Annotated in this window: 16 protein-coding genes and 1 riboswitch; of the genes, 7 read left to right on the top strand and 9 right to left on the bottom strand. The window is 41.6% G+C overall.

The window, feature by feature from the left end; all coding sequences use genetic code 11:
• Positions 1–75: 75 nt before the first annotated feature.
• Positions 76–274: riboswitch (cobalamin riboswitch) on the bottom strand.
• 297 nt (positions 275–571) lie between these two features.
• Positions 572–1966, bottom strand: a complete 1395-nt coding sequence (locus J2X69_RS04660) for a methyltransferase RsmF C-terminal domain-like protein (protein WP_310099185.1) — start codon at positions 1964–1966, stop codon at positions 572–574.
• Positions 1967–2055: 89 nt separating this feature from the next.
• On the opposite strand from J2X69_RS04660, the gene J2X69_RS04655 reads away from it, so the two are divergent.
• Together J2X69_RS04655 and J2X69_RS04650 are read left to right on the top strand one after the other, a co-directional pair.
• Positions 2056–2418 carry a DUF1304 domain-containing protein gene (locus tag J2X69_RS04655; RefSeq protein WP_310099182.1) on the top strand — a complete coding sequence of 121 codons (363 nt, stop codon included), beginning with the start codon at positions 2056–2058 and terminating at the stop codon, positions 2416–2418.
• 105 nt (positions 2419–2523) lie between these two features.
• On the top strand, positions 2524–2901 hold the full coding sequence (locus J2X69_RS04650; RefSeq protein ID WP_310099180.1) for a GxxExxY protein: 378 nt from the start codon (positions 2524–2526) through the stop codon (positions 2899–2901).
• Positions 2902–2984: 83 nt separating this feature from the next.
• On the opposite strand, the gene J2X69_RS04645 is transcribed toward J2X69_RS04650, so the two are convergent.
• The 4 genes from J2X69_RS04645 to J2X69_RS04630 all read right to left on the bottom strand — a co-directional run bounded on the left by J2X69_RS04645 (position 2985) and on the right by J2X69_RS04630 (position 6479).
• Positions 2985–4508: a magnesium chelatase gene (locus tag J2X69_RS04645; protein ID WP_310099177.1), complete on the bottom strand. Its 1524-nt coding sequence runs from the start codon at positions 4506–4508 to the stop codon at positions 2985–2987.
• A gap of 5 nt (positions 4509–4513) precedes the next feature.
• Positions 4514–5614 carry a VWA domain-containing protein gene (locus J2X69_RS04640; RefSeq protein WP_310099172.1) on the bottom strand — a complete coding sequence of 367 codons (1101 nt, stop codon included), beginning with the start codon at positions 5612–5614 and terminating at the stop codon, positions 4514–4516.
• Between the two features lie 201 nt (positions 5615–5815).
• Positions 5816–6229, bottom strand: a complete 414-nt coding sequence (locus tag J2X69_RS04635) for a PIN domain-containing protein (protein WP_310099169.1) — start codon at positions 6227–6229, stop codon at positions 5816–5818.
• Positions 6222–6479 carry a DUF6364 family protein gene (locus J2X69_RS04630; RefSeq protein ID WP_310099166.1) on the bottom strand — a complete coding sequence of 86 codons (258 nt, stop codon included), beginning with the start codon at positions 6477–6479 and terminating at the stop codon, positions 6222–6224. Before J2X69_RS04630 ends, J2X69_RS04635 begins: the two co-directional genes overlap by 8 nt.
• A gap of 101 nt (positions 6480–6580) precedes the next feature.
• Between J2X69_RS04630 and queG the strand changes: the two genes are divergently transcribed.
• Together queG and corA are read left to right on the top strand one after the other, a co-directional pair.
• A complete protein-coding gene (gene queG / locus J2X69_RS04625; protein WP_310099163.1) occupies positions 6581–7516 on the top strand; it encodes a tRNA epoxyqueuosine(34) reductase QueG in 936 nt (311 codons plus the stop codon).
• Between the two features lie 16 nt (positions 7517–7532).
• The gene (gene corA / locus J2X69_RS04620; RefSeq protein WP_310099160.1) at positions 7533–8645 is read left to right on the top strand and encodes a magnesium/cobalt transporter CorA; all 1113 of its coding nucleotides are present in this window, start codon (positions 7533–7535) and stop codon (positions 8643–8645) included.
• 1 nt (position 8646) lies between these two features.
• Here the strand turns inward: corA and J2X69_RS04615 are convergent, their stop codons facing one another.
• The 3 genes from J2X69_RS04615 to J2X69_RS04605 all read right to left on the bottom strand — a co-directional run bounded on the left by J2X69_RS04615 (position 8647) and on the right by J2X69_RS04605 (position 10573).
• On the bottom strand, positions 8647–9051 hold the full coding sequence (locus J2X69_RS04615; RefSeq protein WP_310099157.1) for an META domain-containing protein: 405 nt from the start codon (positions 9049–9051) through the stop codon (positions 8647–8649).
• A 64-nt stretch (positions 9052–9115) separates the two neighbouring features.
• Positions 9116–9973, bottom strand: coding sequence for a carboxylating nicotinate-nucleotide diphosphorylase (gene nadC / locus J2X69_RS04610; protein WP_310099156.1), 858 nt, complete (start codon positions 9971–9973; stop codon positions 9116–9118).
• A 201-nt stretch (positions 9974–10174) separates the two neighbouring features.
• Positions 10175–10573, bottom strand: coding sequence for a DUF4783 domain-containing protein (locus J2X69_RS04605; protein WP_310099153.1), 399 nt, complete (start codon positions 10571–10573; stop codon positions 10175–10177).
• Between the two features lie 137 nt (positions 10574–10710).
• Between J2X69_RS04605 and gpmI the strand changes: the two genes are divergently transcribed.
• The 3 genes from gpmI to J2X69_RS04590 all read left to right on the top strand — a co-directional run bounded on the left by gpmI (position 10711) and on the right by J2X69_RS04590 (position 13464).
• A complete protein-coding gene (gene gpmI / locus J2X69_RS04600) occupies positions 10711–12234 on the top strand; it encodes a 2,3-bisphosphoglycerate-independent phosphoglycerate mutase (protein ID WP_310099150.1) in 1524 nt (507 codons plus the stop codon).
• Positions 12234–12800 (top strand): hypothetical protein, encoded by a 567-nt coding sequence (locus J2X69_RS04595; protein ID WP_310099147.1) that lies wholly within the window; start codon positions 12234–12236, stop codon positions 12798–12800. The genes gpmI and J2X69_RS04595 overlap by 1 nt, the downstream gene beginning before the upstream one ends.
• 223 nt (positions 12801–13023) lie before the next feature.
• Entirely contained in the window at positions 13024–13464 is a 441-nt protein-coding gene (locus tag J2X69_RS04590) for a hypothetical protein (protein ID WP_310099144.1), read from the top strand.
• Positions 13465–13641: 177 nt separating this feature from the next.
• On the opposite strand, the gene J2X69_RS04585 is transcribed toward J2X69_RS04590, so the two are convergent.
• Positions 13642–13962: a hypothetical protein gene (locus tag J2X69_RS04585; protein WP_310099141.1), complete on the bottom strand. Its 321-nt coding sequence runs from the start codon at positions 13960–13962 to the stop codon at positions 13642–13644.
• Between the last annotated feature and the right edge of the window lie 88 nt (positions 13963–14050).

Genomic DNA, 14050 nt, shown 5'->3' with positions numbered 1-14050 from the left:
TGTGCCGCATGACACAGATGAACAGAACTATAAGAAGCGTATCAAACTTGACTAAAAGGCCTCTTTTCGCGGAAGCATTGTCAATTCGGAATAGGCAGGTCTCCTGACTTGTAGCGACTCTCATCGTCCTTCCCGTCTCCATGGTGTCGGTGACAGTGGACATGCGAGGATGATTGTCTTTGGTATGCTACTTACAGTTGCGCGACAGTTCGTGATTTACACACGATTCCCTATTAATCTACAGCTAAGTAAAACCCCTTCCGGTTGATTAAGAAATAAAGTTAAGAACTATTTCAGCGGTGAAAGTACGGAATTTTATTGAATGAACTTTATATTAGATTATTATCCGCAATGTTGCCGGTAGCCATATTCCTTTGCTTATCGGGCTGGAAGACTCCGCCACGTCGGACAGGCGATGACGCCTGCCTGGCCGATAGGCAGGGAAGACAGAAGTAAACTTGACGCTAATGTTTTTCGAATCGATGTGATTTTGTCCCAGAAACTAACTTGTCCTCTACCGCACTGAAAAAGTCTTGATACTTGATACCAACTACTAGCTACTCAATTAAAGTCACATTCTTATCCTCCACTCCTTTGGGTAATAGTTATTCACACGGTTGCCGAGGTTTTTGATCCAACCAAGCGGTAAATTTTTATAGGTCATCAGCACCCATCCGGTCGAAAAATTATCAGTGACTAGATCATTTTTTCTAAGAAATTCAACAGCTTCCGCTTCCGAAAGCTCATGTGTAGGGAAATTGTTTTTAGGTAAAACAGAGACAGCCCATTCATGACTTGGAATCCAGTCATTCTTCTGCTTTTTGCCCAACTCCACCCCGAAATACTTCAAGCTCATGTGTTGGGAAATCTTCTGAAAATGCAGATTCCAGTCAATTGAAATCCTGAAATAAGAATCATTCAGTGTGTAATATTTACCACTGCCATCAAACCCTAATTCTTCATCCAATACGGAGGATTCTCTATTCCATATTTCCTTCAAGTAAGGGTGCTTGAAGTCTTTTACCCGCTTCGGTTCTTGGATATATGCTTCTGCTGACCTCTTCAAAACCGTGATAAAAAAGCCTTCTCCCTCCACCAGATGAGGAAAAAAACGATACCCATAAAAAGTCTTCCCATCCGAATCCACAGACGTTTCCCTAATATTCCAACCGGCATCAAGTGGAATTCTGACAGGCTCATAGGAAAATTCTTCCGTCAAAAACCGGATCATATCTTCATTTTCCTGCTCATTGAACGTACAGGTGCTGTATACCAAATACCCATCCGCTTTCACCAACGCTCCTGCCTGATCCATAATCCGCTTTTGACGGGCGGAGCAAAGCTGGACATTATCCAGTGACCATTCTTCCCTTGCTTGAGCATCCTTGCGAAACATACCTTCTCCAGAGCAGGGAGCATCTACCAAAACCAAGTCAAAAAAGCCTTCCAAGGGCCCAAAATGCTCCGGATCATTATTGGTCACCACTGCATTTCCCAATCCCCACTTGATGATATTTTCCTTCAAAATCTGAGCTCTGGGTTGGATGACCTCATTAGCAATCAGCATTCCTTCATCTCCCAAATACGAAGAAAGCAAAGTGGATTTTCCCCCTGGAGCGGCTGCCAAATCCAGGTAAATTCCCTTGGGAATATGCAAGGAATGAAGAATATGTTCTATAAACATCGACGATGCTTCCTGCACGTAATAAGCCCCGGCGTGTATCGAGGGATCGAGTGTAAAAGCAGGTCGTTCTTCCAAAAAAAATCCGGTTTTAGACCAAGCGATGGGCGTACTTGGCCAAGAAAGTGAAAAAGTTTTGGATGGATTTACTCTGATAGAAGTGCGGGAAGTATTGTTAATTGCCTTTCTAAATTGCTCAAATTCGGCTTTACCGAGTAGTTCGAGCATCTGAGACTCGAAGGCGACAGGAAGTTTGGTTTCTGGCATGGCGTAAAGATAAGGCATCAGTTTTCAGTCTCAGTAATCAGTTTTCAGAATCATGCTGTTTTAAGGAACCTATTAAATTGGTAGATTGTCCAAAATCTTAAGAAATTATGGAAATAGCTTCAAAAATTATCATCGCCCTTATTGCCGCACTCCATCTCTACTTTTTATATTTCGAAATGTTCGCTTGGGAAACTATCGGCAGAAAAACTTTCAAGCAACTACCTGCTGAATTATTTCCTAAAACCAAAGGTTTGGCTGCCAATCAAGGCTTATACAATGGCTTTTTGGTAGCAGGATTGGTTTGGTCGCTTTTGATTTCAGATCCGGTCTGGGCTGATTATGTGGCTATCTTCTTTTTGGGTTGCGTACTTGTCGCAGGCATTTTCGGTGCGTTGACAGCAAGTAAAAAAATCTTCTGGGTACAGGGATTGCCGGCACTGATCGGGTTGATTTTGGTGCATTTTAAATAGGGGGTTTACCGCGGAGACGCAGAGGGCGCAGGAGTAGATTTAGAATATTTTCGCAATTCTTCTAACTTCGAAATCGTCCAGTTTTATAAAATCTTACTTTTTATTATGACTGAAAACGAAATTTCATCCAAAAATATTGGCGCTGCGATAGAGGTTCACAAGCAACTCGGCCCTGGTTTATTGGAAAGTAGCTATGAAAAATGCTTGGCTTTTGAATTAATTCAGCAAGGATTGGAAATAAAAACCCAAGTTGCTGTACCTGTAATTTACAAAGGAAATAAACTTGAAGTAGGTTACAGACTTGATATTTTGGTTGAAGAAAAAGTTATCATAGAAGTCAAGACTGTGTCTGAATTGGCGCCTATTCACAAAGCTCAATTGCTAACATATTTAAAGCTAACTGGAATTAAACTTGGCTTATTGATCAACTTTAATTCCATCAAACTAATCGATGGAGTAAAAAGAGTTGCGAACAATTTATAAAAGGTATTTGCTTCAATAATGAAAAAGGCGCAAAGTTCATATAAATAAACCCTGCGCCCTCTGCGACTCTGCGGTTCTAAATCTTACAAATCATCCTCCTCGAAATCATCTACATCCCCAGCCCCCATATCAAACATGGAACTGAATAAGTCCTTGAACTGCAATCCCGTATCCAGTACTTTTTTGCTGAGTTGGGAGAATTCTGCCAGACCATGCAGCGCAAACTCCATAAAGAATTCCTTCTCCTTTTCAGGCAGATTTTTAACCAGTTGTATCACTACTTCTTCCAATCCCGGCACAGAATGAAGCGCCGATTTGTAGTCTTTGTCAGCTTGAGAAACCAAGATATCCAACTCATTCCCTTCGCCGAACCATGCCAACGGTAGTACATAGGGATTGCCTTGTTTTTCTTTTTTCTTCTGCTCCGGTGAAGGGAAATAATTTACAAATTGCGTACGTATCGCTTTCCCAATTAAATTGTAAGCAACCAATCCCGCGCCTTCCTGCTCTCCTTCATAGACCAGTTCCACTTTTCCCGTGATTGCAGGGATTACTCCGATCAGATCAGCAATTCTAATGATGGTATTGCTTTCTCCATTCCTATACATTCTACGCTCCGCTGCTGAGATCAAATTCTCATACGCCGAGATCGTCAATCTAGCAGAAACACCACTTTTCTCATCTACATATTCTGAACTCCGTGCCTCGATTGCAATCTGCTCGATCAAGTCCTTCATCAGCTCAGGGACATAGATATTATCCACAGGCTTGCCTTTCAGATTAGCTTCCTGAGCAGTAATTCTTCTGCCAATCTCGATAGATTTAGGATAATGCGTGATGATCTGACTTTCAATTCTATCTTTCAGAGGCGTAACTATACTTCCCCTGTTGGTATAATCCTCCGGGTTTGCGGTAAAGACAAACTGGATATCCAGCGGCAATCTCAATTTGAATCCACGAATCTGAATATCTCCTTCCTGCAAAATATTGAACAGAGCCACCTGTATTCTAGCCTGCAAATCCGGTAATTCATTGATCACAAAAATGGAACGGTGAGACCTCGGCACCAAGCCATAATGAATCACCCGCTCATCGTTATAGCTCAGCTTCATCGTAGCGGCCTTGATAGGATCCACATCTCCGATCAGATCGGCTACAGATACATCCGGCGTAGCCAATTTCTCCGTGTAGCGATCATGTCTATGCCACCAAGCGACTGGTGTATTGTCACCTTTTTCCTCGATCAAATCTTTGGCAAAAGAGGTCAGGGGCTGTAAAGGATCATCATTCAGCTCAGAACCAAAAACCACAGGTACATATTCATCCAGAAGATGTGTCATCATTCTGGCAATCCGTGTTTTTGCCTGTCCTCTCAGCCCAAGCAAATTGATATTATGCCGGGAAAGAATCGCGCGCTCAATGTCCGGAATCACTGTGTCCTCGTATCCCCATATTCCTTCGAAGACATTTTCTTTCTTCTTGATTTTCAAAATCAAGTTGTCACGAAGCTCTTCTTTGATGGATTTGGATTGGTAGCCGGCAGCTTTAAGTTGGCCGAGGGTTTTTATTTGTGTGCGTTCTTTTGACGTCAATTTTTGGTAGTCCATATTGCTTAAAAGCGTTTCGTTCTATTTCTTCTATAATCTTCAAAAATCAGATCGCCAAGCCCCTTCAAGCTACTGTAATAGGCGTTTCCGTTGTTTACTTTGGTAAATTCTTTGACAAATTCCTTCAAATAAGGGTCCGAAGCAATCATAAAAGTAGTCACCGGGATTTTCAGTTTTCGGCATTGTGCGGCGAGTTTCAGAGTTTCACTCAAAATTTTGCTGTCGATGCCAAAAGCATTCTTGTAATATTTGATTCCTACTTTCAGACAAGTGGGCTTGCCATCGGTGATCATAAAAATCTGCTTGTTTGGGTTCTTTCTTCTTCGTAATAAATCCATCGCCAGTTCCAGTCCAGCAACTGTATTGGTGTGATAAGGCCCAACTTGCAAATACGGCAAATCCTTGATTTCTATCTGCCAGGCATCATTTCCGAAAACGATGATATCCAGCGTATCTTTTGGATAGCGGGTTTTGATGAGTTCCGCCAAAGCCATGGCCACTTTCTTGGCAGGGGTAATTCTATCTTCCCCATACAAAATCATGGAGTGCGAAATATCGATCATCAGCACCGTGGAAGTCTGGGAGCGGAATTCATTTTCCACCACTTCCAAATCATCTTCGGTCAGAAGGTAATCTCCCGAAAAGCCATGGTTTGCCTGAGCATTTCGTAGCGAATCTGTCAACGCAATCTGATCCAGATTATCTCCAAATTCATAAGCTCTGCGATCCGTACCCCGTTCTTCTCCTTGCCCGGAATGGGTGGTTTTATGTTGTCCTGATTTACCCCGCTTGAGTTTGCCGAAAATCTCTTCCAATGCTGACTTCCGTATCGTCTGTTCAGATTTTCCGGTGATCTTAAATTCACCTTTTTGATTTTCCTCGGTCAGATAGCCCTTACTTTTCAGGTCTTCGATAAAGTCCCCTATTCCATAATTCGGATTGGTCATTCCATACCGATTATCCAAATTGGTCAGCCAGCTCAATGCCTCTGCAGCATCCCCGCCGGTCATAGTGACGAGTTGCAAAAATATATTCAGCAGATTCTCAAACGTATTCTTCTCAGGATCCTGAGTGGGCACGAACTGAGTAAATCGAAATCCTTTCATTGTTAGATTTTAGTAACAAGATTCAAGACACAAGACAGCTTGGTTTTACATCTACCAACCGGTCTCATGCTTATATCAAAATAAGTCGGAAATAATTGAAATTCTAATGAAAGCCTATTTGTAAACCTCCGACAAAGCACATAACACACAGATGGGTAATGGAGTTTAATAAACGGAGCAAAAACACGAAAAAGATAATTGTCAGGATTCGAAAAATTCTTTTGGCGACATAACTGGAATTTCACCGTTTGCATAGTTAAAGTCTTTTCTATCCCGTGTGATTAAAAAATCCATTTTATTGTCCACAGCAGTAAAATATTGAAGACCATCCTCTTTGTCTTTAAAATCTGAATTCATAGCATTTAAAAACGCTTCTTTTCCCCCTGAAATCACTCGACAAAACTCCATAAACTGCAGCAATTTTTCTTTAGCATCAACTAGTTTGTACCTGTCAAAGGACATATAAATCAGCAGACCTAAAGAAACTTCAGAAATAAAAAGTTGAGCTTCTCCTTCAGCTACCAAGGAAAGAAATGGCTTAGATTCCTCAATAAACGGCTCCCGGTTTGCCACTAAATCGAGCGCAACATTCGAATCCAAAAATATCCTATACATATTTTTTATTTCGGTGTTCGCGGATTAATTCTTTGTCCGATTTTTCAAAGGCTTTGATTGGAGTTTCTCTTTTTAATCTTTCTAAAAATCGTGCAGCGGCAAGCTGTTCCGGGGTTTTCTCTACTTCCGGATTTTCCTTTTCAAAAATCTCCTCAAACATTTTTGAAAGCGAAATACCTCTATTAGCAGCCTTAAGCTTGGCTTTCTCTACAATTTCTTTTTCTACAGTGAGCGTGAGTTTGGTCTTCATGATTACACGTATTTGAAATAAATATACGTGTATTATGTGTGAAATAGTTCCACAATGGTTTAAGATTCTTCCTTAAAGCTTAACTCCCCTATCTTTGCCCTGTGACTCCCACCGAGAAAAATGCTTCCATCATCAAGTCTACCGCCAAGCGGCTGGGGTTTGATTTCTGTGGAATAGCAAAAGCGGGATTTTTGGAGGAGGAAGCACCTAGACTGGAAGAGTGGCTGAACCGCAATTACCACGGTCAAATGGGCTATCTGGCGAACCATTTTGACAAGAGGCTCGACCCAACCAAACTCGTGGAAGGCGCCAAAACAGTAGTTTCACTCATTTACAATTACTATCCCAAGGAGAAGCTGCCAACAGGAAACTCTAATATCAAACTCGCCAAATACGCCTATGGTGAGGATTATCATTTTGTAATCCGGGACAAACTCAATGAATTTCTGGAAATCCTCAGAGAGGAAATCGGTGAAATCGATGGGCGTGGGTTTGTGGATTCCGCTCCGGTCATGGAGCGTCAATGGGCACAGAAAGCAGGCTTGGGTTGGCTGGGGAAGAATAGCCTTCTACTTAATAGAGAAATGGGAAGTTTCTTTTTCCTTGCCGAACTCATCATCGACTTGGAAGCAACTCCTGATAATCCCTTGACAAAGGATTACTGCGGCACCTGCACAGCCTGTATCGATGCCTGCCCCACGGATGCCATAGTGGACAATGGGGTAGTGGACGGTTCCCGCTGCATCTCTTATCTGACTATTGAACTGAAAGATGCCATTCCTGACGAGTTCAAAGGCAAAATGGACAACTGGGCTTTTGGCTGTGATATATGTCAGGATGTATGTCCCTGGAATCGCTTTTCCAAACCTCATCAGGAACCACTATTCACACCGAACGAGGAACTTAAGCAGCTGTCAAAATCTGATTGGCAGGAAATCACAGAGGAAACTTTTCGTAAGGTTTTCAAAAAATCAGCAGTAAAGCGCACTAAACTTGCCGGAATCAAAAGAAATGTCGACTTTTTAAAATCAAATTAACTTCAGAGAAATTCCTATGAGCCCGCAAACGCCAAATCTTAAATCTGTACAGAAACTTTTAAAACCTAAAAGGAAAAAAAGGAGAAAGACACATAAAATTGGCTTGCCTCCGGCAGCATTGGTTTTCACGGGAGATAAAAAGCTTGAAACAGTACTAATCAACCTAATCACCTATGATGAGATTGCTATCTACGAGGAATCCATCCACCTCGATCAGCTGGAAGAGCATCTGAAGCTAAAGAAAAAGGTGATTTGGATAGATATCATAGGACTTCACGACGTGGAGTTACTTGAGAAAGTCGGCTTGCTTTTTGGCATACATAAACTTACCCTCGAGGATATACTGAGTGTAGAACAGCGCCCAAAAATGGAAGTCTTTGATAACTACCTTTTTGCGGCACTTAAGATGATCCAATGCACTACTCCAGAGTCTCCTATTGACGATGAGCAGATCAGTTTTATCCTAAAAGATGGAATTCTTCTGACTTTTCAAGAGAAAAGAGGCGATGTGTTTGAGTTTGTACGAAGCCGCCTGACAGACCAGAAGCGTACTATACGCCAACGTAAAGCAGATTATTTACTCTATGCATTACTCGATGCGGTCATTGACAACTACTTTACCGTAATGGAAAATGTAGGCGAAAGAATAGAGAATCTGGAATCGCTGGCAATGACTGCGCCGGGCAATGAAACGCTTAACGCCTTATACTTGCAAAGACGTGAAATGATGGACCTCCGACGATCGGTCTATCCGCTAAGAGAGGTAATAGGTTCTTTTGACAAGTATGCAGATGACAAAATAAGTCCGGAAACCAGGCCATTCATTCGTGATCTTTATGAAAACACAATTCAGGTAATCGAGACCATGGAAGTATTCCGGGATATGTCTTCCGGAGTGCTGGACCTTTATATGAACAGCCTCTCCAACCGCATGAATAACATCATGAAGGTACTGACCATCATTTCTACCATCTTTATTCCTTTGAGTTTTATCGCAGGAGTATATGGGATGAATTTTGACAATATGCCTGAACTTCACTGGAAATACGGCTATTTCTATGTGATAGGTGGAATGGCTCTGGCAATTATGGGAATGTTATTTTATTTCCGAAAGAAAGATTGGCTGTAGCTTATTGAAGCTTAAGAATAACTTCTTTTCTTCCATTCTTCAGTAACATCGTGTTGTCCTCTATCTCGTAATACCTTACTTGATCCAGAAGATCCAAGAATCTATTCTCAAAACTCAGGTTTTGACAAGCCATCCGTGTAGCCCCTATCTGTGAGAATTTCAAAGATTTCCTCTTATCCAGCACGAAATCTCCAAAAATCCGATTACATCCTCCACTCCCATTGACAAGTCCATTTTCTGAGTTGAATATTAAATGGGCGTCAGTCGGAGATCCTGACGTCTGAACAGGGGTACCCATCATCTCTACTACGGTCAGGTGTCTGTCATACCAATTTTTGCCCGGAAATGAATGGGAGCTACAGGACACAAGTCCAAAAATGACAATTGCATAAATTAAATTTTTCATAGTTGGTTTAGCTTATTTACAATTAAGACACCCATAAAGACGGAAAGTCACACTAATCGTAAACTCAAAATGCCTTCAGGCTGATATCCAAGCTCTTCACAGAATGTGTAAGCGCACCCATGGATATAAAATCCACTCCACATTCCGCTACCGGAACCAAGGTCTCCTCTGTGATTCCTCCGGATGCTTCAGTTTTATACCGTTCTCCTATCATACTTACCGCTTCACGCATCGTGGCATAGTCCATATTGTCCAGCATAATCTGATCTACTCCACCTACTTCCAGCACTTGCTTGACTTCGTCCAGATTCCGGGTTTCGATTTCTATCTTCAGATCGAGTTGATTTGCTTCCAAATAAGCCTTGGTACGTTCTATCGCCTGACGGATCCCGCCCGCAAAATCCACATGATTATCCTTCAGCATCACCATATCATAAAGTGCAAAGCGATGATTGACTCCGCCTCCGATATGCACGGCCCATTTTTCCATCAACCGGAAATTTGGTGTAGTCTTCCTTGTATCCATCAGACGGGCTTTTGTATGAATAATCTTCTCAGTGAGGCGATGAGTCAGCGTAGCAATACCACTCATGCGCTGCATGCAGTTTAGTACCAGTCTTTCGGAAGAGAGAATGGATGCAGAAGAGCCTTTTACTATCAGCCCAATAGTTCCATACTTCACTTCATCACCATCTTGTGTAAGAAGTTCTACCTCAAGTTCCGGATCGAACGTCTTGAAAATCCGCTCTGCCATTTCCACTCCTGCCAAGATCCCATTGTCTTTGATCAACAATTTTGCTTGGCCGGTTTTTCCTTTAGGAATAGAAGATAGAGAGGAATAGTCCCCCGGGCCTATATCTTCGGCAAAAGCTGCAGTAATAAAGGCGGAAATGGCCTCTTCTGTGAGATAGGATGGATTCATGCCCAAAAATAAGGATTTGAAGCTCCCGCAGTGGAGCAAAGCCGCAAATTTCTTTTAGTTAGTAGAGGCAAATTTTGCTTTGATGACCCTATCAGGCTAGACAAATCCTACTAGTCAATTCTCAAATTCCATGGTCAAGGTAGAATAAACAGCTTCTACCCTGCAATCCTCCGTGTATCTCACCGGTCAATAAAAAATGCGCTAGCCTTTTACAAATTCAAGGCTGTAAATTTTGAAGTCTGAGGCTTGCTGAGAAACTTTTATGAAGACTTTAAAAACTCCTTGACCTGTCTGATAATCACCTATATAAGAACTTAAGCTGGGATTGTTTTCACTCCGAAAAACAAGACTGAATCCTTGGGATGGATTTTTCCTAAAAAAATCTTTCAGTACAAGTTCTGCCTGATTTTTAGAATAATCTCCCTGCAATCCGTTAATGTTTAAAGAAATGCTAGAATCAAAATGTTTTGCCAAGTCACTGCTGGAGCCATTTTCTATGGCAGAAACAACCGTATCGATGGAATTAAAGGTATTAACTTCCCGTGCAGGAGATTGGATAAACAGGAAGATTGATACGATTAAACTTAGTACTGAGGTCATTGCCCTTGCTAGGCAAATACTAAGCCAAAAAAGGAATCAAGTTCTGCATTTTAAAGTTTACCAATTACACATCCTTGAAGTTTTGTCTAATCGGGATTTCGAGGCAACTTTGCTCTGAATTATAATATATTTGCGGTATGGATAAGAAAGTACTTTTAATGATTTTGGATGGCTGGGGAATAGCCACCAACCCTTCAGTTTCTGCGATTGACAAAGCTAAGACACCGTTTGTTGACAGCCTTTACACCAAATATCCACACGCTAGTTTGGAAGCTTCAGGGCTTGCTGTAGGCTTGCCTGAAGGGCAAATGGGTAATTCCGAAGTGGGTCATATGAACATCGGAGCCGGTCGCGTAGTCTATCAGGATTTGGTGAAAATAAACCTTGCCGTAGAAAACAAGGAATTGAATACACATCCGGTTTTGGTAAATGCATTTGCAAAGGCTAAAGCGGCAAACAAAAAGGCTCACTTTATGGGCTTACTTTCCGACGGTGGAGTACATGCACATATTACCCATCTAAAAGGACTCTGCGATGCTGCAAAATTTAACGGTATGGAGAATGTCTTTATCCATGCTTTCACTGATGGAAGAGATACTGATCCAAAGGGGGGCATAGGTTACTTAGAAGATCTTCAAGCACACTTGACCCATTCCGCAGGACAGATCGCTTCAGTGGTAGGGAGATATTATGCCATGGACAGAGACAATCGCTGGGAGCGTGTGAAGCTTGCCTACGATGCCATGGTGAAAGGTGAAGGTGAAAAATCCAAGGATATCATTGCCTCCATGCGCAAATCATACGAAAACAACGTCACAGACGAATTCATCAGGCCGATCATCCATGCCGGTGCTAACAATAAGCCATTGGCTACAATAGAAGATGGCGATCTGGTCATCTGCTTCAACTTCCGTACAGATAGGGGTAGAGAGATTTCCCAGGCTCTTACCCAGCGTGATTACGAGGATTTCAACATGAAAAAACTGAATGTAGATTACATCACGTTTACAAACTATGATGCTACATTCAATGGAGTAGAGGTGCTTTTTGATAAAGACAACCTAAATAATACACTGGGTGAAGTGTTGGAAAGAGCGAGTAAAAAGCAGATCCGTATAGCTGAAACAGAGAAATATCCACACGTAACCTTCTTCTTTTCCGGTGGAAGAGAAAATGAATTCATAGGAGAAAGCAGATTGCTCTGCCCATCTCCAAAAGTGGCTACCTATGATCTAAAGCCGGAAATGAGCGCTTTTGAAATCGCTTCCAAAATCAACAGTGAACTGAAAAAGAAAAGTGCTGATTTCATTTGCCTAAACTTTGCAAATGCAGACATGGTAGGTCACACAGGTGATTTCGACGCAGCCGTGAAAGCTTGTGAAGCGGTAGATACCTGTGCAGAAAGTGTGATTACTACAGCTTTGGCCAACGACTACACCATCATTGTCATAGCAGATCATGGCAATAGCGATATGATGATCAATGAAGATGGTACTCCGAATACTGCGCATACTACTAACCTTGTACCCTGCATCATGGTAGACAAGCATGACAGGCTTACTATTACCGATGGGAAATTGGGAGATTTGGCACCTACCATCCTTAAGCTGATGGGAGTGGAAAAGCCAGAAGAAATGACCGGAAATATTCTGTTGACTTAATGAAGCATTACAAAAGTTTTTCCTTCGGGATTCTCTTTCTTACTGTTTTTGGGCTGTTTTCTTGTGTGGATGAAACTACAAACGCGCTTGAAAAACAGCCTTATTTTGATCTCAAAGGTTTTATCGAAAGTAAAATTCAAGAAATCGATAGCGTGGAAGTGATTAAAATTTCCCAAGTTCAGGGAGAGGAAACTCAGACCCAGCTGACTTATGCCATTAAGGACTGGCAAGAGGAATTTGGCATATTCACAGAAGCCGACATTAATAAGGCTTCCCTGCTTGAATCTTATGAGACCGAATCTTCAGATGATTCGCTTACACACAAGCTCTATCCCAAGTCAAAAGGGAAAGTGAAATACATCAAAGTAATGTATTCGAGCGATGAAATAAGTAGCATTTCTATCAAAGTAGCAGAGAAAAACTTATTCTATACCTCTACTACTTTGGCTGAGCTCTATATGAATAACGAGTCTAATCTCATTGACCGTTATTCCATTGAGACTACTCAGAAGATCTGGTTTCTTGATGCAAACAAAATGAAGATCCTGGGAGAGCTAAAGCCTTGATACCTCAGAAGTACTTCTAAGCAATAAGCAAAGACTGTAGTCGGTGATACCCATCGCTACGGTCTTTTTGTTTTACATTAATCCATCCGAAAATCAAGCTACAGAATTTAGTAAGGATAAAAGAGTGCGTACTAAATATGTTTTTTGGATCCATTGAATAGTTTTGTAATACTGTAATTTCCTAATTCTGAGAACATCTTCACTTACCCAAGCTAATCAACTTATGGATCAAAATCCTTCCTTTCCCGTATTCCCCATGCATTTCCGCGGGATACTCCTACTTGCGGGAATGTACACCATTTCTTGGTCTGCTCTCTACAGCTTGATTGGAGGATCGCTTCTGGAATGGTTGGCAAATGGAAGTTTAATCGACACTGACTTGCCTGTTTCTTATTATGGAGGGTTTGGAATAGTTGTAGGCTTACTTATATTCCTCAGTGCCTTTTACCCTGTCAGGTGGGTATATCTTATTATCGCAGGCATTACCGGAAAAATAATTCTGGCCATCTGGTTTGCCTTGGGTTTTCTTCCCGATTTGGGATGGAATAAGCGAACAGCATTTCAGTTGATTTTTAACGAGATCATATGGCTTATTCCTCTCATTATGGTTTTTTTAAGAGGACTTCAGGTGAAAAACTACCTGATAGTAAGCTCTAAAAATTAACTCCGCTTTCATCTCAAGGATGTAAGTTAATAACACTACCAATCCCTTCGACAAACCGCCTGAAAGCTGGCACTAATCTGTGCCCTCTGGGAAAAGCTTTGCGTTCAGTGGTTAAACACGTTAAAAAAAAGGCTGACAATTCACTGCCAGCCTTTTGATTTGGTTGATGGTGTTTTTTTAAGTAACCAAAATCAAGATCAATAAAATAATGATAATAGCACCTACAGAGATATAGACTCCACCACCTGCACGCTTGGCTTCTTCCTTCATATCTTTCAGCTCCATCCTTACGTCCTTCTTTTCTTCCCTGCTCATGGTACTAAAGTCCATGGCTTTGATCTCATCTACTCTCGCTTCGATTTCTGCAAGACGCTCTTTTTGAGCTTCAGTCATTTCTGTTTCTCCTTTTTTATTTTTAGTATCAGTGTCACTACCAGCTGCAGCCATGACTAACTGTGTGGAGAGAAACAATGCGAAAATTGCGAATACTTTTTTCATGTGTTTATAATTTGTTTTTTAATGGCCACATGGAATCTTTGACGATTAATCCGCCAGCTGGCGGAGCCCTGTGTGTTTAATGATGATT

Origin of the sequence: Algoriphagus sp. 4150 (assembly GCF_031457395.1) — a bacterium.
Taxonomy (GTDB): Bacteria; Bacteroidota; Bacteroidia; order Cytophagales; family Cyclobacteriaceae; genus Algoriphagus.
The sequence above is the reverse complement of the archived record's forward strand: the minus strand, read 5'-3'. Positions and strand labels throughout refer to the sequence as shown.